General features: G+C 57.3%; 20 protein-coding genes. 13 read left to right on the forward strand and 7 right to left on the reverse strand.

Translation table 11 applies throughout. From position 1 onward, the window contains the following. The first annotated feature begins 202 nt into the window (after positions 1–202). Complete coding sequence (locus PK28_RS15150; protein WP_044515256.1) at positions 203–763, forward strand: GNAT family N-acetyltransferase; 561 nt, start codon at positions 203–205, stop codon at positions 761–763. Here the strand turns inward: PK28_RS15150 and PK28_RS15155 are convergent. Further along, a complete protein-coding gene (locus PK28_RS15155; RefSeq protein ID WP_156126424.1) occupies positions 760–1,812 on the reverse strand; it encodes a lipid A deacylase in 1,053 nt (350 codons plus the stop codon). The two genes, PK28_RS15150 and PK28_RS15155, sit on opposite strands and share 4 nt — an antisense overlap. Before the next feature lie 301 nt (positions 1,813–2,113). Here PK28_RS15155 and recA point away from each other — a divergent pair, with 301 nt between their 5' ends. The 11 genes from recA (at position 2,114) to tsf (ending at position 11,445) form a co-directional block, all read left to right on the forward strand. Then, positions 2,114–3,220, forward strand: coding sequence for a recombinase RecA (gene recA, locus PK28_RS15160; RefSeq protein WP_044515257.1), 1,107 nt, complete (start codon positions 2,114–2,116; stop codon positions 3,218–3,220). A gap of 281 nt (positions 3,221–3,501) precedes the next feature. Then, a complete protein-coding gene (locus PK28_RS15165) occupies positions 3,502–4,329 on the forward strand; it encodes a DUF3108 domain-containing protein (protein WP_048826128.1) in 828 nt (275 codons plus the stop codon). A gap of 140 nt (positions 4,330–4,469) precedes the next feature. Next, a complete protein-coding gene (locus PK28_RS15170; protein ID WP_044515260.1) occupies positions 4,470–5,168 on the forward strand; it encodes a response regulator transcription factor in 699 nt (232 codons plus the stop codon). Positions 5,169–5,304: 136 nt separating this feature from the next. Continuing rightward, positions 5,305–6,375, forward strand: a complete 1,071-nt coding sequence (locus PK28_RS15175; protein WP_044515262.1) for a sensor histidine kinase — start codon at positions 5,305–5,307, stop codon at positions 6,373–6,375. A gap of 61 nt (positions 6,376–6,436) precedes the next feature. Further along, positions 6,437–7,150, forward strand: coding sequence for an RluA family pseudouridine synthase (locus PK28_RS15180; protein WP_044515263.1), 714 nt, complete (start codon positions 6,437–6,439; stop codon positions 7,148–7,150). A gap of 67 nt (positions 7,151–7,217) precedes the next feature. Then, positions 7,218–8,438 carry a hypothetical protein gene (locus PK28_RS15185; RefSeq protein ID WP_156126425.1) on the forward strand — a complete coding sequence of 407 codons (1,221 nt, stop codon included), beginning with the start codon at positions 7,218–7,220 and terminating at the stop codon, positions 8,436–8,438. Beyond that, positions 8,435–8,683 carry a hypothetical protein gene (locus PK28_RS15190; RefSeq protein WP_044515265.1) on the forward strand — a complete coding sequence of 83 codons (249 nt, stop codon included), beginning with the start codon at positions 8,435–8,437 and terminating at the stop codon, positions 8,681–8,683. The genes PK28_RS15185 and PK28_RS15190 overlap by 4 nt, the downstream gene beginning before the upstream one ends. Before the next feature lie 106 nt (positions 8,684–8,789). Then, the gene (gene rplM / locus PK28_RS15195; protein ID WP_044515266.1) at positions 8,790–9,242 is read left to right on the forward strand and encodes a 50S ribosomal protein L13; all 453 of its coding nucleotides are present in this window, start codon (positions 8,790–8,792) and stop codon (positions 9,240–9,242) included. A 40-nt stretch (positions 9,243–9,282) separates the two neighbouring features. Next, entirely contained in the window at positions 9,283–9,669 is a 387-nt protein-coding gene (rpsI, locus tag PK28_RS15200) for a 30S ribosomal protein S9 (protein WP_044515269.1), read from the forward strand. Positions 9,670–9,690: 21 nt separating this feature from the next. Beyond that, positions 9,691–10,458, forward strand: a complete 768-nt coding sequence (gene rpsB, locus PK28_RS15205; RefSeq protein WP_044515271.1) for a 30S ribosomal protein S2 — start codon at positions 9,691–9,693, stop codon at positions 10,456–10,458. A gap of 150 nt (positions 10,459–10,608) precedes the next feature. Further along, positions 10,609–11,445 carry a translation elongation factor Ts gene (gene tsf, locus PK28_RS15210; protein ID WP_044515274.1) on the forward strand — a complete coding sequence of 279 codons (837 nt, stop codon included), beginning with the start codon at positions 10,609–10,611 and terminating at the stop codon, positions 11,443–11,445. 179 nt (positions 11,446–11,624) lie between these two features. Here tsf and PK28_RS15215 read toward each other — a convergent pair whose 3' ends face one another. Genes PK28_RS15215 through PK28_RS15230 form a run of 4 tightly spaced genes read right to left on the reverse strand, consistent with a single transcriptional unit; the run spans position 11,625 to position 14,893 of the window. Continuing rightward, positions 11,625–12,677 carry a DUF3089 domain-containing protein gene (locus PK28_RS15215; protein WP_044517329.1) on the reverse strand — a complete coding sequence of 351 codons (1,053 nt, stop codon included), beginning with the start codon at positions 12,675–12,677 and terminating at the stop codon, positions 11,625–11,627. Between the two features lie 27 nt (positions 12,678–12,704). Next, a complete protein-coding gene (locus PK28_RS15220) occupies positions 12,705–13,811 on the reverse strand; it encodes an SHOCT domain-containing protein (RefSeq protein WP_044515277.1) in 1,107 nt (368 codons plus the stop codon). 53 nt (positions 13,812–13,864) lie between these two features. After that, positions 13,865–14,599 (reverse strand): coiled-coil domain-containing protein, encoded by a 735-nt coding sequence (locus tag PK28_RS15225; RefSeq protein ID WP_044515284.1) that lies wholly within the window; start codon positions 14,597–14,599, stop codon positions 13,865–13,867. Between the two features lie 48 nt (positions 14,600–14,647). Next, positions 14,648–14,893 (reverse strand): hypothetical protein, encoded by a 246-nt coding sequence (locus tag PK28_RS15230; RefSeq protein ID WP_044515285.1) that lies wholly within the window; start codon positions 14,891–14,893, stop codon positions 14,648–14,650. 135 nt (positions 14,894–15,028) lie between these two features. On the opposite strand from PK28_RS15230, the gene PK28_RS19960 reads away from it, so the two are divergent. Beyond that, positions 15,029–15,208 (forward strand): hypothetical protein, encoded by a 180-nt coding sequence (locus PK28_RS19960; RefSeq protein WP_071885158.1) that lies wholly within the window; start codon positions 15,029–15,031, stop codon positions 15,206–15,208. An 82-nt stretch (positions 15,209–15,290) separates the two neighbouring features. Here the strand turns inward: PK28_RS19960 and PK28_RS15235 are convergent, their stop codons facing one another. Beyond that, entirely contained in the window at positions 15,291–16,319 is a 1,029-nt protein-coding gene (locus tag PK28_RS15235; RefSeq protein WP_082017148.1) for a YeiH family protein, read from the reverse strand. Positions 16,320–16,406: 87 nt separating this feature from the next. Then, the gene (locus tag PK28_RS15240; RefSeq protein WP_044515286.1) at positions 16,407–17,306 is read right to left on the reverse strand and encodes a LysR substrate-binding domain-containing protein; all 900 of its coding nucleotides are present in this window, start codon (positions 17,304–17,306) and stop codon (positions 16,407–16,409) included. Positions 17,307–17,341 lie beyond the last annotated feature (35 nt).

A 17,341-nucleotide genomic window follows, 5' to 3' on the forward strand; every position in this document is an offset into this window, starting at 1 on the left:
GCTTATAGCAGTTAGCAATACGCCCGGCTCACCCGCTGGCATAGCGCGCAACCGGACGTACTGGCTTAACGATGGTAGTCGGGGGGAGTTACCAGATGCCTAAACTTTACCCTATCCATCGGCTTTATAAGCTGTAAGAGCCGTATAAGCTGGTGTATTCCTGATTATGGTTACCTCTCGCCCGCCCCTGCCTGCCCCTGCCATGGCGCCGCTTACTACCGCGCGGCTGGAGCTGCGTCCTTACCGACCCAGCGACGCCGCCACCTTCTTTCAGCTGCTGGATGAAAACCGCCAGCGCCTGCAGCCGGCTTTTCCCACCCGGGTAGCGGCCGTGCAAACCCTGGCCGATGCTCAACAGGTGCTGTATGGTTTTACCGCAGACTGGCGCAGCGGGCACCTATATGTGTTTGGCATATGGGAACAGGCCACCGCCTGCTACATCGGCGACATTAGCCTCAAGCCCAATGGGGGAACCAAGGTCACGGCGGAAATCAGTTACTATCTGGATGCTGGGGCCGAGGGCAAAGGCTACGCCCGCGAAGCCGTGCGCGGTGCCCTGGCGTTTGGTTTTGAAACGATGCGCGCCGACCGGCTCCTGATCCGGTGCCGCGCCAATAACCCCCGAAGCTGCGCCGTGGCCGAGTCGGTGGGCTTTCAGCTGCTGCCCCCGCGCCACCGTGCCTGGACGATGCGGCCCTTGCGCACCGATGTAATTCAGTACTTCCTCTTCAAGCGTGAGGATATGCCGGCTTCCCTGGCTTAGTCGGGCCGCAGCGTAGTCAGCAGGAAGCTCTGGTTGAAATTGAGGTACAGGGCAAAGGAGAAATCGAAGAGGCCGTTGTTCAGGTCATACAGCGGCTCAAAGCGCGTGGTAAGCGTGAGGTGGCCGGGCAGCTGGTAGTCGCGCAGTACGCGCAGAATCAGGAGCTGGCGCCGCCGCTCCACGTAGTCCTGATCTACCGGCGAGGAGGATACCGACTGGTACAGACGCCCGCCCAGCGGGGAGATGTAGCCGTTGCCATGCCAGTAGGCCACCTGCAGGTTGGAAAGGCGCGTATCAGCCCCGGCATTCAGGTACAAGCCGGTGCCGTCTTTGAAAGCCAGCGCCTCAGTAAAGGAGTAGTCGTTGAAATACGTGGCGTACCCATCAAAATGCACCGCGCTTATCAGGTTGGAAGGCAGCGCGCGCCGTACCCGCACCCCGGCGGCTACATTGAAGAGGGTTTGCAGCGGTACATCTATGGTATCGAGCTGGCCGCCGTGGTGCGTGGCGGTGAACTGGAAGGGCAGCTTCACCAGCCAGCCCGTAGAGTCGCCCAGGAGCTGGCGCTCGGCCGTGAGGCCGCCGGCTACTTCCTCCTGAAAATTGCTGAAGCGGTACTGCTGGCGCTGCCAGTTTACCCAGGCATCCAGGGTGGTGCGGGGCGTCTGGAACTGGTACTGGATGCCTTCCTCCAGCCGGTTGGTCATCACCCGCTCAAAGTCGTACAGGGGCTCAATGTAGCCGTGGTGCAGGTTGCCTTCCAGGTTGCCAAAAAGCAGGTTGTGCGGGCCGTGGCGGTATTTGAGCGTGAACAGCGGCCGGATTTGCTTAAACCGCGGCGTGCCGTAGTCCTTCCACAGAAACACGCCGGCCTCCAGGCGCAGGTTAGCGGCCGGGAAGTAAACCAGGCGCGGGGCCAGGTGGGCACCAAAGTAGGTGCGGCCGGGGTCTATCTTATTGAAATACTCGTTGTCCTTGTTAAACAGAAAGCCCTGCACATCCAGGCGCAGCTGCCGCTCGTACTTGGGGCCAAGCGGGAGCGGATGCAAAAAGGCCCGGTTATCCAGCTGAGCCCAGGCGGGATTAGTGCTGCCCAGCCAGCCTAGCGCTATCAGGATCAGAAGGTAACGAAGCGGGTCTTTTCCTAAAAAATTTAGCACAGAAAAAACATCCTAAAACCAACGAATTTTTTTAGCATTGCGGGGACAAAATATAGCTCAGCTGCGTTATCATGAGCCAGCCCCAAATGGCCTTGCTGCCCGGTACTGAAAAGCTGGCGGCCCGGTTGGTCAGCCCGCTCAAAACGCCTACATTCACCAAACCTAAGCATTTCTACTTAACCCCTCCCTAATGGCTGCAACCTCTGATAAAGCTGAGAAAACTGCTTCGAACCCCGTTGCCGAAAAAATGAAAGCCCTCCAGCTTACCATGGACAAGCTGGATAAAGCCTACGGTAAGGGCACCGTCATGAAACTGAGCGACAACAAGGTGGTCGATATTCCGGCTATCAGCACTGGCTCGCTTGGTCTGGACATTGCTCTGGGTATCGGCGGCTTGCCACGCGGCCGTGTCGTTGAGATTTATGGCCCGGAATCTTCGGGTAAAACCACGCTGACGCTGCACTGCATTGCCGAAGCACAGAAAAAAGGCGGCCTGGCGGCTTTCATCGATGCCGAGCACGCTTTCGATAAATCGTATGCCGAGAAGCTGGGCATCGATACCACCAACCTGCTTATTGCCCAGCCCGACAATGGCGAGCAAGCCCTGGAAATTGCCGATCAGCTGATTTCCTCCGGTGCCATTGATATCATCGTAATTGACTCCGTAGCGGCGCTGGTGCCGAAAGGCGAACTGGAAGGCGACATGGGTGACTCCAAAGTGGGTCTGCATGCCCGTCTGATGTCGCAGGCCCTGCGGAAACTGACCGGTACCATCAACAAAACCGGCTGCTGCTGCATCTTTATTAACCAGCTGCGCGAGAAAATCGGCGTGATGTTCGGCTCGCCCGAAACTACCACCGGTGGTAACGCCCTGAAGTTCTACGCCTCCGTGCGCCTGGATATCCGCCGCATTGGCCAGATCAAGGAAGACAAGGACAACGTAACCGGTAACCGCACCAAGGTGAAGGTGGTGAAAAACAAAGTGGCCCCGCCCTTCAAGGTGGTGGAGTTTGACATCATCTACGGCGAAGGCATCTCCAAAGTGGGTGAAATCCTGGACCTGGGCGTGGATATGGGCATCATTGCCAAGTCAGGCTCCTGGTTCTCTTACAACGGCGACCGGCTGGGCCAGGGCCGTGAGGGTGTAAAAACCATTCTGCAGGACAACCCAGAGCTGGCCGATAAGATTGAAGCGCAAATCCGCGCTATGGTGAAAGGGGAACCCGAAGCTGCCCTGGCCGCTATTCCTGAAGACCGCACCGTAGATGCGCACGGCGAAGACGCTGACGAAGAATAAGCTCGTTCTTTGCTAAAGATAAAGCCCCTCCAACTATTGGAGGGGCTTTTTTGTTGTACTATGGTTTTCCCGATACACTTTCCGTAAATTGCTAGGGTTGGTTCTGCTCTTTTTGCACTTCAGCAATATCTAACTCATTCCAGGTTGCTCCTGTCAACTCCTTTCAGGCTTTTTCGTTCGTACGGAACAAATGGACTGAGGCAAGTACTTTGTGGGTTGCTTATATTTGCTGGCACCGCATTTGAATAGGGCCAGCCATTTCGCTTCAACTGACGCATCATATGTTTCGCCGCTGGTTTATACTTTCTACTCTTTCTGCGCTGGCTACTGTGGGACTGCTGGCTGCCCGGCCGGAGGCTACCGTACGCACGGTGCCCAACTCCAGCTTTACCAAAGGAGAATCCCTCCACTACAAAGTGCACTACGGCCTGATTAATGCGGCCGAAGCCACCATCGTCCTCTCCGACGACCTGCACCGCGTGAACGAGCGGCCCTGCTACAAGGCCACCGTTACCGGCCGCACCACCGGCTCCTTCGACTTTTTCCTGCGCATCCGCGACACGTGGCGCTCTTATATCGATACTACCAGCATTTTGCCCCAGAAGTTCTTCCGCAATATTGAGGAGGGCAACTACCGCAAAAAGGAGACTATCGATTTCGACCATGAGCGCGACATGGCTAAGGTGGAGAGCCGCAAAAAGGAAAAGGATGCCCCCAAGCGCGGTACCTATAAAGTGCCGGATAACATTCAGGACGTGGTGAGCGGATTTTATTTCCTGCGCACCGTCAACTTTGATCAGCGCCGGCCCGGCGAAGTAATTGCCGTGAAAGGCTTCTTCGACGACCAGGTGTTTGATATGGATGTGGTGTACAAAGGCCGCGAAACGGTGGAAACCAAAGCCGGCAGCATCCGGGCCATTAAGCTGATACCCAAAATGCCGAAGAACAAGCTCTTCAGCGGTGAAAACGCCATAACCGTGTATCTCTCTGACGACCGGAACAAGATTCCGGTCCTGATTCAGGCCGAAATGTTTGTCGGGTCCGTGAAAGTGGACATGTACAAGTATCAGGGGCTGAAAAACCGGCTGAATGTGGTAGCCAAAAACTGACCTCCAACGAAAGCGGCCCATTCGGGCCGCTTTTTTTATACCTGCCGCGGGTTTGTTCACGAAAAGGTAACACGTAGTAAGCGCCGGCCCGGTATACTTTTGTCCTCGCGCATTCTTTTCCGCTCTAACCCTCCCCTGCTGTGCATACGCCCGCTCAACCCAATGCCTACAAAATTCTGGTGGTAGATGATGATCCGGATATTGTAGAGCTGCTGGAATACAACCTCCGCAAGGAAGGCTATGAGGTAGCCAGTGCTCCGGATGGCCGCAAAGCCCTGGAAATAGCCCCACAGTTCGGCCCCGATATCATCCTGCTGGATGTAATGATGCCCCACCTGGATGGCATTGCGGCCTGCCGGCAGCTGCGCAGCATGCCCAAATTTAAAGACACATACATCATCTTCCTGACGGCCCGCGCCGAGGAATTTTCGGAAGTAGCGGCCTTTGAGGCAGGGGCCGATGACTTCATTGCCAAGCCCATTAAGCCGCGCGCCCTGCTCAGCCGTCTGGCTGCCTTTGTACGCCGCGACAAGGACCCGCAGCATCAGTCGGAAACCATTGAGATAAACGGCCTTACCATCGACCGTACTGGCTTTGCCGTGTACCAGGATGGTAAAAAAATCAGCCTTCCCAAGAAAGAGTTTGAGTTGCTGGCCTTCCTGGCGGCCGCGCCCCACAAGGTGTTCAACCGCGACGAGCTACTACAGAACATCTGGGGCAACGACGTCTTTGTGCTGGCCCGTACCGTGGATGTGCACGTGCGCAAAGTGCGCGAGAAAGTAGGCGACCATCATATTCAGACCATTAAAGGCGTCGGCTACAAATTCAACCTGGACTAGTAGTTCCTGTTCCTGCACCGGGAGCGGTAGCCCGCCTGGCCGCGGCTTCTTATTTTAGTGGCGCCACTACCCGCCTCCTTTTAGTTTATTGACTAATAGAGGCTTGCGGCGGCTATTGTTGAAGGCAATTTCTCTCATGGACCTCTCATCACGCTCAATTGCCATCATCATTGCCCTGCTGGTGGGGGGCGTGCTCACTGCCTTTGCCTGGATTGCGCCCACCCTACCTTTTCGGGAGGCATTTCTGGGTGCCGGCATTACGGTAGCGGCCTGCTTTCTGCTGGTGTATCTATCGTTTGAAGCCCTGATTTTCCGAGAAGTCAACAACATCTACGCCGGGCTGGAGCTCATTAAGCGCAAGGAATTCCGCCGCCTCTCCAACAAATTCCTGTTCCGGCCGGAGCCGCTGAAGCGCATGCGGGACGAAATTCTGCAGATGGCCGAGCGCAAGCAGCGCGAAATTGATGAGTTGCGCCGCCTGCAGGAGCTCCGCCGGGAGTTTCTGGCCGATGTATCGCACGAGCTGAAAACCCCCATTTTCGCGGCCCAGGGCTTTGTGCACACTGTGCTGGAAGAAGGCAGCGAGATGGACGAGTTCATCCGGGACAAGTTTCTGCGCAAAGCAGCCAATAGCCTGGATGCTTTGGATGGCCTGGTACAGGACCTCGTCACTATTTCGCAGCTGGAAAAAGGCGTTATTCGGATGCGCCGCAAGGTGTTTGATGTAGTAGAGCTGGTACAGGAGCTATTTGAGTTGCTGGAGCAGAAAGCCGCCGAGCGGCATGTGCGCCTGGAACTGTTTCCGCCCATTACTCCACCGGGCGGCCTGCGCGTGCTCGCCGACCGCAACCGCATCCGGCAGGTGCTCATCAACCTGATTGATAACGCCATAAAGCACGGCCGGGAGGGCGGGCACGTGGTAGTGAGCCTGCACGAAAGCGGTAAAAATGTACGCCTGGAAGTGCGCGACGACGGCGCCGGCATCCCCAAAGAGCACCAGCACCGCATTTTTGAGCGCTTCTACCGCATTGATAAAAGCCGCTCCCGCGACTCCGGCGGCTCCGGCCTGGGGCTGGCCATCAGCAAGCACATTGTGGAGGCACACAAGTCCAGCATTCGGGTGCACAGCGAGGTGGGCCAGGGCACAGCGCTGGAGTTTAAGCTGCCCAAGCCCCGGAAAGCCGCCGCCCTGCAAAAGGAGGAGTAAGGAATACCCGTGGCCAGCACGGTAGGGCTTCGCGAACATTGCCGTACCTTTGGGGCCTGTTATGAAGCTACCCAATTTCAAGGATCTGATTTTGTTTGAGGACGAGGACTTCGTCGTCATCAACAAACCCCCGTTTTTAGCCACGCTGGATGAGCGGTTTGGCGGCGCCCCCAACATCCTGCGCCTGGCGCGCGAGGTGTACGACGATGTGCAGGCCTGCCACCGCCTCGACAAGGAAACCAGCGGCGCGCTGGCCCTGGCCAAAAACCCCGAAGCCTACCGCCACCTGGCCATGCAGTTTGAAAACCGCGAGGTGAAAAAGGTGTACCATGCCGTGGCCTGGGGCGTGCACCAGTACGATGGCCTGCGCGTAGACCGCAGCATTGAAACCACCACCAAAGGCAAAGCCCGGCTGGCCTTTAAGGGCAAGCCCGCCGTTACGCTGGTGCGCACCCTGGAAACCTTTGCCCGCCACACCCTGCTGGAGTGCCAGCCCATTACGGGCCGCATGCACCAAATCCGCTTGCACCTGATGTACCTGCAGGCCCCCATTGTGGGCGATACCATGTACGGCGGCGACGACTTCTATCTTTCCTCCCTCAAGAAGAAATTCAACATGAAGGAAGGCGAGGAAGAGCAGCCCTTTATCAAGCGCTTTGCCCTGCATGCCGCTAACCTCACGTTTGCCCGCCTCAACGGGGAAAGCATCACGGTGGAAGCCCCCTACCCCAAAGACTTCCGCGTGCTGGTGGATACCATGCGGCAGTACGCTTAAGCTGCTACCAGACCTCCTTTCTATTTTTACCCGCTAGCTGATTAGTCGGGAGCCTATTTTTCGTGTTATGCGGCTACGCGCTGGGTATTGGGTATTGGCCTTGTTTGTGCTGGCAGACCTGGTTTACTCCTTTATACAGAACTACCAGCTGCCCCTGGATGGCGACTTAGCCGCCATTGTGATGCCCGGCCCGGGCTATGCCCGCGTGCTGCAGGACCCATTTGGCTGGGCCGCCTTCACGCAGAACGCCCATTACGGGGCGCCCAACCGGTATTTCGCCCACGCGCTGCTATCAGGTTATTTCCGGCACGTACCGCTCTGGCTGCAGGCCTTCCTGTCGCCCATTGACAGCGTATATGCGGCAGCGGCCCTATTCAAAACCCTCACGCAGGCACTTTTGCTGTACGTGCTGGTGCAGTATAGCAAGGCCATAACCAAAAGCCAGCGCTACGCGCGTTATTGGCTGGCGGCCGCGCTGTGGGTGCCGCTGTTCCAGGGTGCCGGCTATAATGGCCAGATGGGTATTATCGACCATTCTATCACCTACACCTGCTTTTACGCCTTTCCGCTCGTGCTGCTGCTATTCTGGCTGCTACCTTATTTCCGGGCAGCGGTGGGCAATGATACAGTTGGCCCGTTTACTGATTTGCAGGTAGTCGTGCTGGGGCTGATGGCCATTGTATTGGCCTTCAACGGGCCCGTCATTCCCGGCGCCATCGTGGTATTGGGCATTATGATACTGGTGGGCGCCGGCTATCATCTCTTTACCGGGGGTACTGCATCGGCCATTGTCAGCCGCCTGGGTGGGCGCCGGGGCATGGGCCTGCTGCTTTTTTTCGGGCTGCTGTGTTTGTACTCCCTGTACATTGGGCGCAACAATTCCGAAAATCCGGTGGACGGCCCCACTCTGTGGGAGCGTTATAAACTACTGCCGCTGGGGGTTTTCTATCAGGTAACGGGCAAGCTGGGACTACCCCTGCTGTTGCTCTTTTGCCTGCTCAACAACCAACTGCTCAAGCGCTTTTTACCGGACCACGCGGCGGCCCGGCACCTGCGGATGGTGCTCCGCTGGGTGGGCTGGTTTGCGCTGGGCTATGTGCTGCTGCTGCCGCTGGGCGGCTACCGCGTGTACCGCCCCTATTTGCTCCGCCGGGATACCGTGCTCCCCGTCATTCTGGCTTTGGTGGCTTTCTATGGCATTTCTTCCTATTACCTGCTCACTTACCTGCCGGCCCGGGCCAAAGCCTGGTATGCCGGGGCGGTGCTGGTATTCGGGGTATTTTTATGAACGCCGATAAGATCCGGCTGAATGAGAATAACACCTGTGAGCGGGCGGCCCTGCAGCAGCTGGCCGGCAGCCAGGCCCCGGTAGAACATTTACCGGCCAGCTGCCCCGTTATGGCCTGGCAGCCGATTACGGATGCCAATGCCTCGGGGCTGAACGCGGAGCTGCTGCAGCACTGGCGTATTACGGAGCGGTTGGCGTTGTATGACCAAGTTAATTCCACCGGCCAAGTGTTTCAGGGACAATAATTAGCCAACGGCTTGCATTTTGCCTGAAAGGCGGTAACTTTGTGTCCGTTTTTGCCGGACCGTGTTCGGTTTCCTTCTCATTTCCAAACGCTTACCCCCTTCCCCAATGGATCATCTGAGCTTCAAGACGGTATCCGTCAACAAAGCCAACGCCGATAAGGCCTGGGTTGTGGTTGATGCCAGTGTTGCGCCGCTGGGCCGTCTGGCCAGCCAGATTGCCAACATGCTGCGTGGCAAGCACAAGCCATCGTTCACGCCCAACTCCGACTGCGGCGACAACGTCATCGTTATCAACGCCGACAAGCTGCGCGTGACTGGTAAAAAGATGACCGACAAAATCTACATCTCGCACTCGGGCTACCCCGGCGGTCAGAAGCGCATTAACCTGCGTGATAAGAAAGCCAAAAACTCGGCCAGCGTGATTGAGCACGCCGTGAAGGGCATGCTGCAGGGCAACCGCCTGGGCCGCGAGCAATTCCGCAACCTGTTCGTGTATGCCGGTGCTGAACACCCACACGAAGCCCAGCAGCCGAAAGCTGTTGAACTGACGAACCTCTAAGCCGTAACAGGCTTCACTGTTTTCTCTAACCTTTCTATTAATGGAAATCTCCAACACCTCTGGTAGAAGAAAAACCTCGGTGGCTCGCATTTACATGCAAGCCGGGCAAGGGAATATCACTATCAACGGCCGGGAAATGAAAGCCTATTTTGGCAATGAACTCCTGGAAAACATCGTGAACCAGCCTTTCGCTACCCTCGAGCAACTCGGGCAGTACGACGTGAAGGTGAACGTGCGCGGTGGTGGCATCTCGGCTCAGGCTGAAGCCATCCGTCTGGCCATCTCGAAAGCCCTGGTGGGCGACAACGCGGAGGCTCGCCCCGCGCTGAAGAAAGAAGGCTTCCTGACCCGTGACCCGCGCATGGTGGAACGTAAGAAATTCGGTAAGCGCAAAGCTCGTCGTTCGTTCCAGTTCTCGAAACGCTAATCTTCCAGAGGAACCCCTATCATGGCTCAGACCACCACATATAAAGAACTGCTGGACGCCGGTGCCCACTTTGGTCACCTTACGCGCAAGTGGGACCCGAAAATGGCGCCGTACATCTTCATGGAGAAGAACGGCATCCATATCATTGACCTGAACAAAACGCTGGTTTCTCTGGAGCAGGCGTCCAATGCTATCCGCAACATCGCCAAGAGCGGCCGGAAAGTATTGTTCGTAGCTACCAAGAAGCAGGCGCAGGAAATTGTAACCGAAGAGGCTAAGCGCCTGAAAATGCCATTCGTTACCGACCGGTGGTTGGGTGGTATGCTCACTAACTTCGCTACGGTTCGCAAGTCCCTGAAGAAAATGAGCACCATTGACAAAATGGTGAAGGAAAACACGGCCTACGCCGCTCTCGCTAAGCGTGAGCGTCTGATGCTCTCCCGTGAGCGGGAGAAGCTGGAGCGTGTACTGGGCGGCATTGCCGATCTAAGCCGCCTCCCCGCTGCTCTGTTCGTAATTGACGTGAAGCGTGAGCACATTGCCGTGAAAGAAGCTCAGAAACTGGGCATTCCGGTATTCGCTATCTGCGACACCAACTCGAACCCCGAGCTCGTAGACTTCCCAATCCCAGCTAACGACGACGCTTCTAAGTCTATCCAGCTCATCGTGAGCGTAATGGGTAAGGCCATGGAAGAAGGCCTGTCGGAGCGCAAGGTGGACAAAGAGGAAGCCGACAAGAAGCAGTCGGAAGATGAAGGCATCAAAGAAAAACAGTCGGCCGAAGAATAGGCTTCTGTAGATAATTGAGAAGAGGGGAACATGCGAAGCACTTGGCTCCGGTGTTCCCTTTTTCTTTAACTCCGGAGGCACTGCCCGCCTGATTGGTGGCACCCCTCCTACCCCGGAATTACTCATCTCACCCTCATACAACTCACAACAATGGCCGCAATTACTGCCGCAGACGTGAACAAGCTCCGCACCATGACTGGCGCGGGCATGATGGATTGCAAAAAAGCCCTGACCGAAGCCGATGGCGACTTCGAGGCTGCTCGTGACATTCTGCGTAAGCAGGGTCAGAAAATTGCTGACAAGCGTGCTGAAAACGAAACGTCGGAAGGCTTTGTAGCCGTGAACGTAAGCGAAGATGGCACCAACGGCAAACTGGTAGCTCTGGCCTGCGAAACCGAATCGGTGGCGAAAGTGGCGAACTTCCGCGAGCTGGTTCAGCGCATTCTGGACGCCGCCGTGCGTACCAACGCTACTTCGAAAGAAGAGCTGCTGGCTACCAAGGAAGAGGATGGCCTGACCATTCAGGAGCACATCACCGACCTGATGGGCAAAATCGGCGAGAAGCTGGACCTGACCTATGCTACCCTCACTGCTGAGAAAGTAGCTTCCTACATCCACTCAGACAGCAAGAAAGGTGTACTTGTAGGCCTGAAGAACGTGGGTAGCGCTGATACCGCTGCGCTGGGCCGCGACGTAGCGATGCAAATTGTAGCCATGAAGCCCGTTGCCGTTGACAAAGACGGTGTGGATTCGGCTATTGCTGAGCGCGAAATTGAAATCGGCAAAGAGCAGGCGCGTGCCGAAGGCAAGCCCGAGGCTATGCTGGAGAAAATTGCCCAAGGCAAGCTGAACAAGTTCTACAAGGAGAATACCCTGCTGAACCAGGAGTTCGTGAAAGACAACTCGATGACCATCGCTCAGCTGCTCGACAAAGCGTCGAAAGGCATGACCGTATCGGACTTCAAGCGGGTGGCTATTGGTGCCTAAGCTTTGAGTTTAGAGTTAAAAAAGCCCCGCTGGCATCTGCCGGCGGGGCTTTTTTGTGTGGCGCGAAGCTTCGGCTTCGCGTATGAGCGCAGCGAATAACAGGCGTATGCTGACGTATGGTCTACGCGTAGGAACTCGCGTTGCTCGTACGCGAAGCCGGAGCTTCGCGCTACTACTTACTACTGGCTATTTCGGAACGCCTGCACCCGCGCCGCCGCATTCTGCCGCACGTTTAGGTAGAACAAGCTGTAATCGGCAATGTGGAAGGAATGGCGCAGCTCCGGGCGGCCGGGCAGCAGGAAGCGCGGGTAGCCAATGGGTTTGGGCGCGTGCACCCACACAATGCCATCGTGCACTTTGGCATCTACTACCTGTGGGTCTATCTTATCGAAGTCGAAGCGTACGCCGCCTTTGTTCAGGCTGGCGGGGGCCGTTACGGTGTCACGCGTCCAGGTAAGCGGGTTTACGGCGGTGGAGCCGCGGAAGGGCTCATACTCGTTGCCCCACTCGGCAGTATTCCAACTGATGTAGCAGCCGGTTTGAGTGGAGTCTTCACAGGGTTTTAGAGCCTGATACTCGTTTTCCTTTACCTTATATCCTACCAGATAAGCGGCTACCAACTGCTTGCGGAGCTGTGGGCTGGTATCAAAAAACTCATGCAGCAGCCGCGTGGCGTGAAAGGTACCCTGGCTATGGCTGGCAATAATGATAGGCCGACCCTGGTTGTAGTGCGCGAGGTAATACTGAAACGCGGTCTTCACATCGGTATACGCCAGGTTGAGGGCCTGCTCTCCATTGGTATCCTGCGTATCAAAAAACGAAAACAGCGTGGCTTGCCGGTAGCGCGGTGCATAAATGCGGCCCGCGGCGTTGAAAACACTGGCCTGCTTCCGGATGGTGCTGTTATCGGTAAAGCGGTTCAATGACTCATTCGTGATATCCGCATTCCAGGAACCGCGCCGGAAATAGGTGGTGGGGTGCACGAAAAACACATCGGCCGTGGCCTGAGCCTGCTCGTCGCGCAAGCCGCTGTTTTTGGGCACAGCATCAGCGGAGTCACGACGCTCGGGCAGGGCAGCCCAGTTAGCAGGCAGAGAATAATCAGGCGAGGCGGGCGGCGTGTAGGCCGCAAAGCTTTTGCCCGGCTGAATGACTTTGATGCACCCGGCGCTGGCCAGGAGCAACAGCGCGACGGCCACCCGGGCGGGCTTAACAAGTAAAAGCAAGCGCATAGAGAAGCGTGAAATCAACACCGGCGGTTAGTCGGTGAAGGTGTTTTCCAGCAGCCGTTCCTGGCGCAGGTATACAATTTTCAGGTTGCGGTTGAAGCGTACGCGCACCTGGGCGGTGGTTTGCTGGTGCTGCTGCCGCGACACCCGGAAGGCCCGACTTTTCTCGCGGTAGGTTACCACGCGGCTACCATCGTTGGTTTCGGGCCCAATCTGCAGGGTACCCGGCTCGATGATGGTTTCAGCTTCCTGAAACTCGGGAAAGTGAGATTTGGCCAGCTCGGCCTCAATGGCGGCGGGCGTAGTATTCTGCTGGGTGTAAAACCGCTCTACCTGCCCGGCAAAGTGCTGAGAAGCATTAAACGGAGCCGCTTTCAAATCCTCGTAATAAGCGTTTAAGGCACTCTGTACCTGGGTGCGCAAATCGGCATCTACGGGAGCAGCAGCAGGCGCTGGTGAGGCCGTGGGGGTGGGTTGCGTGGCCGGTTGCGTCACCGAATCAGCAGCAGTAGTAACGGCCGGCGGTGGAGTGGCCGGCACAACCCGCACGGTTTCCGGCGCTGCTGCCGGCGGAAGCTCAATCTGCTCGGCCTGGGGTCCTTCTTCCGGGTGCACGGCTACGGAATCGGCGGGGCTTTGGGAAATGCTGGTCAGGTGCTCTGATTCGCGGGAGCCCATGGCCAGATACAGCACCAAGCCCAGCAGGGCCACAATTCCCCCAATAATCAGCACCAGCGCCAGCGGGTTGCGCGGCGGCGTGGTTTCCGGGCTGTTATCAACCGGTAGCTCCGTAGTAGGCTCGTAGGGGTTTTCGGCGGTAGGTGAAGTCCCGGGCCGGCCGGCAATAATGGGGTGGTTGAAGCTCTCGGCCGGGGTAGCGGGTGCCTGCGGCGGCAGAGGCGCTACCGGCGTGGGCTCTTCACCTAGCACGAAAGGGCGCAATAAAGGGTCCTCCACGGGTACCGGAATGCTGGTTTCCGTGGGTTCCTTAACCGGGGCGGCAGGCTCGGCGGCATTGCCTTCGCTGAACAGCAGCTTGCGCTTCAGGGTATCAAATTCCTGCTGGGTGATGGTGCCGGCATCGAGCCACTCTTTGAGCTGGCGCAGGGTGTCGAGCGGGGAAGGATCTTGGGGCATGGCACAATGGGTACCGCGCTACGCCCAAGCGGGCGCGCCGGTGAGCGGGAGCTTTATTTACGGTCGAGGGCGGAGAGGCGGTCTTTGCGGCGCTGCAGCTGTAGCTTGCGTAGCTCCAGCTGGCGGGCATTATCCAGCAGCTTCACGGAATCCTGGCGCACCTTCAGCACATTCTCCATATTCTGTTTTTTAAGAGCCTCAATTCGCTCCAAGTTGCTGCTGGTATTGGCCTGCGCATTCTTGATGTCCTTGTTGAGCTGGTCTTTCTCCTTTTCCGAATCCTTCAGCTGCTTTTCCGCCTGGTCCACCTGGTCTTTATAGGCCTTAAGGCGCGCAGCTACGGCAAACGACTGCACCATATTGCGCAGGGCAGCATATTCGGAAGGCGTTTTGTCCGGGTTCAGAAAAGCATCGGGCCCAGTAGAAGCAAATACGGATAGCTCCGAGGTGCTGTCAGAAGGCGAGGTAACGGTGGCAAACAGATCCATCAGCTTGCCCGAAACACTGGAAATAGGCGTTTGGCGGGCTTCCAGCACGTCTTTCTTGCCTACGCCCATCACGCCGCTGCCTTTCAGCTTGATGTTGTAGTTGTCTTTCAGCCAGGACTGCCAGAAGTCGCGCGTCCATTGGGCGGTGCCGTCTACCTGTACTTTCACAGCATCCCGCTCGCGCTTTTCAAAGCTGGTAGTACCGGGGCGCACTTCGTAAAGTTGAGCCGTGGCGGGCAGGGCGCTCAGGCTGGCCAGCACCAGCAGCGCAACGGACAGAAAGCGAAAAAATGAGTTCATAAGAAATGTCAATAGGGGTAGAAACCTGATTTTGGCGCTGCTGCCATATCACAGACCGTGCCGGTCGAAGGAAGCCTGCAAATCGGCGCGCATGAGGGCAAAGCGCCGGATGGCGGCTTGCAGAAATTCTTCGTCGAGGAGGGCAAAAACGTCCTCCTCCCCGGTGATGTCCAGCTCACTCACTTTATAGGTTTGCTCCAGGTCGCCTTTTTCCAGCTTGATGAGGTATTTACCATTCCAGGAAAACAAGGTGATTTTAGCCTCTGAATGCGGAATATCGGCAACGTGACGCATACGCAGGGAACGTAAGTGGTTTGACGGGCGAAGATAGCCAGCCGGCAGCGAGAAAAGCCGGATAAGATGGAAACAGCTCTTACTTAGTGACGTATACGGGCTATACCCTATGGTTTCACCTTTTAGTTTAAAGCTATGCCTAGAGGAGATAAATCAGCCTACACCGACAAGCAAAAGCGGCAGGCTGAACACATAGAAGAAAGCTACGAAAAGCGCGGTGTTTCGGACGAAGAAGCTGAGAAGCGTGCTTGGGCCACCGTTAACAAACATGATGGTGGCGGGAAGAAAAGCGGCTCGGGCCGTAAATCCTCCTGATTAATGCCCATAAATGCCCATTAAAAAAGGCCGCCCTGTTAGCAGGGCGGCCTTTTTTATGGATAGAATGGGTAAGCTTGCGCTACGCCACCGTGTGTAGAATAACCCACAGGGAGGCGGCCGAAATGACGCTCCAGAGCAAAATACCCTGCACAAAGGGGCGCACGCCCACGGAGCGCAGCACCTCCATGGAAAGCCCGGCCCCAATCAGGAACAGCGTTACGGTGAGGCCCAGCTTCGCCAACTTTACCAATGCCGGGCTAAACGGCTGCAGCGCCGGCACCAGGGTATTGAGCAGCATGGCACCCACAAACCCGAGAATAAACCAAGGCAGCTTCACTTTGGCCCCTTTGGTTTTGAAGAAGAAAGCGGTGCCCAGGGCCACGGGAATAATCCAGAGGGCGCGGGCCAGCTTTACGGTGGTGGCAATCTGCAGGGCCTGGTCGCCGTAGTGGCTGGCGGCCCCCACCACGGAGCTGGTATCGTGAATGGCAATGGCGGCCCACAGCCCAAACTGGTTCTGGCTCATCTGCAGGGCATGGCCCACCGCCGGGAATAGAAACAAGGCTACCGAGTTCAGAATAAACACAGTACCCAGCGCCACTGACATCTGTCCTTCCTCGGCCTGAATAACCGGCCCCACGGCCGCAATGGCACTACCCCCGCAAATAGCGGTGCCGCTGGAAATCAGATGGGAAATTTTACGGTCGATGCCCAGCCAGCGGCCCACCAGAAACCCCAGCGTAAGCGTGCCCAGAATAGAAACTACGGTGAACAGCAGCCCCTCGCGCCCGGCCTGCAGAGCCGTTTGGGCATTCATGCCAAACCCCAGCCCGATGACGGACCATTGCAACAGCTTGCTGGTGTAGCGCCGGCTTTGCGCCGGAAACGGGTTGCCAATCACCAGCGCAACGACTAGTCCCAACGCCAGAGCCAGCGGGGGCGAGCCCCACGGCGACAGGCAAATGAGCAGCGCTACCCCGAACAGCAGCATCCGCGGCGTAACGGCCAGCCCCGCTACCTCCCAGCGGTGCGCCAGAAACGCGGCGAAGCGGTCAGCAGTAATATCGGGTTTACCACTAGGAGTGGACAAAGGATGGGCACTTTTCATAAACGGGGCACTACAAACAGTACCCCAAACTTACGCGCCACCTCCTCCTATCGATAATCAAAAAAGATTATCAAGAATAACCTAAGGTTATACTTCGTCCATCAATTGGCGCCGCGCATACGCCAGGAAACGCTGTGCCTGCGCCGAAAAAGGCTGCCCCTGCACCCACACGGCTTCAAACTGCCGCGAGAGGCGCAGCTCCGGAATGGGCACAATTTCCAGACGGCCCACCTGCACATCGCGCGTAACAGCCCGCTGCGACACAAACCCCAGACAGGCCGGGGCCGCTTCCAGGTAGGATTTGATGCCTTCCGTATTATCGAGGTAGAGCGCCACGTTGAGTTGGTCGAGCCGGATTTGCTGGGCGCGCAGGGCAAACTCCAGCACCTCCAGGGTGCCGGAGCCCCGCTCCCGCAACACCAGCGGGTGCTGCAGGGCTTCGGCCAAGGGCATGGCCACGGGCAGGCTGCCCGTACTGCGGCGCACGGCTACCAGCTCATCCTGCAGCAGGAGCTCATAGTGAAGGTCGCGGTTTTTGCTGCGGCCTTCCACAAAGGCCAGGTCCAGGTGGCCGTGCAGCAGGGCTTCGGCAATCTGCTCAGAGTTGGCATTGAGCATGGTGAGCTCAATATGCGGGTAGCGGGCCTGAAAAGCGGGTAAAATGGGCGGCAGCATGTACTGCGCCAGCGTGGTGCTGGCCCCCAGGCGCAGGCGGCCGGCGGCTTCGTGGTGCAGGGCGTAGAGCTGGTCGGTGAGCTGATGATGGAGAGCTTCCACGGTATCGGCATGGGCGAGCAGCAGGTGGCCGGCGGCGGTAAGGGCAATGCGGTTGCCACGCCGCTCAAACAAGCGCTGCCCGTAGCTGCGCTCCAGCTCCCGCACGTGCTTGGTAACGGCGGGCTGGCTGATAAACAGCTCCTGCGCGGCCTTGGTAAAGCTCAGATGCCGGGCCACGCTCTGAAAAACACGAAGACGGAAATCGGGCATGCACTACAGGTTAAAGCTAGTTGCCGGAGCGGGCC

This window comes from Hymenobacter sp. DG25B, assembly GCF_000801315.1.
Lineage (GTDB): Bacteria > Bacteroidota > Bacteroidia > Cytophagales > Hymenobacteraceae > Hymenobacter.

Coding starts and splice junctions, on each gene's coding strand:
- PK28_RS19960 (WP_071885158.1), top strand. CDS start 15,029: ATGCCTAGAGGAGATAAATCAGCCTACACCGACAAGCAAAAGCGGCAG.
- rplM (WP_044515266.1), top strand. CDS start 8,790: ATGGATCATCTGAGCTTCAAGACGGTATCCGTCAACAAAGCCAACGCC.
- PK28_RS15150 (WP_044515256.1), top strand. CDS start 203: ATGGCGCCGCTTACTACCGCGCGGCTGGAGCTGCGTCCTTACCGACCC.
- recA (WP_044515257.1), top strand. CDS start 2,114: ATGGCTGCAACCTCTGATAAAGCTGAGAAAACTGCTTCGAACCCCGTT.
- rpsB (WP_044515271.1), top strand. CDS start 9,691: ATGGCTCAGACCACCACATATAAAGAACTGCTGGACGCCGGTGCCCAC.
- PK28_RS15225 (WP_044515284.1), bottom strand. CDS start 14,599: ATGAACTCATTTTTTCGCTTTCTGTCCGTTGCGCTGCTGGTGCTGGCC.
- PK28_RS15230 (WP_044515285.1), bottom strand. CDS start 14,893: ATGCGTCACGTTGCCGATATTCCGCATTCAGAGGCTAAAATCACCTTG.
- PK28_RS15175 (WP_044515262.1), top strand. CDS start 5,305: ATGGACCTCTCATCACGCTCAATTGCCATCATCATTGCCCTGCTGGTG.
- PK28_RS15185 (WP_156126425.1), top strand. CDS start 7,218: ATGCGGCTACGCGCTGGGTATTGGGTATTGGCCTTGTTTGTGCTGGCA.
- PK28_RS15240 (WP_044515286.1), bottom strand. CDS start 17,306: ATGCCCGATTTCCGTCTTCGTGTTTTTCAGAGCGTGGCCCGGCATCTG.
- PK28_RS15220 (WP_044515277.1), bottom strand. CDS start 13,811: ATGCCCCAAGATCCTTCCCCGCTCGACACCCTGCGCCAGCTCAAAGAG.
- tsf (WP_044515274.1), top strand. CDS start 10,609: ATGGCCGCAATTACTGCCGCAGACGTGAACAAGCTCCGCACCATGACT.
- PK28_RS15190 (WP_044515265.1), top strand. CDS start 8,435: ATGAACGCCGATAAGATCCGGCTGAATGAGAATAACACCTGTGAGCGG.
- PK28_RS15165 (WP_048826128.1), top strand. CDS start 3,502: ATGTTTCGCCGCTGGTTTATACTTTCTACTCTTTCTGCGCTGGCTACT.
- PK28_RS15180 (WP_044515263.1), top strand. CDS start 6,437: ATGAAGCTACCCAATTTCAAGGATCTGATTTTGTTTGAGGACGAGGAC.
- PK28_RS15235 (WP_082017148.1), bottom strand. CDS start 16,319: ATGAAAAGTGCCCATCCTTTGTCCACTCCTAGTGGTAAACCCGATATT.
- rpsI (WP_044515269.1), top strand. CDS start 9,283: ATGGAAATCTCCAACACCTCTGGTAGAAGAAAAACCTCGGTGGCTCGC.
- PK28_RS15215 (WP_044517329.1), bottom strand. CDS start 12,677: ATGCGCTTGCTTTTACTTGTTAAGCCCGCCCGGGTGGCCGTCGCGCTG.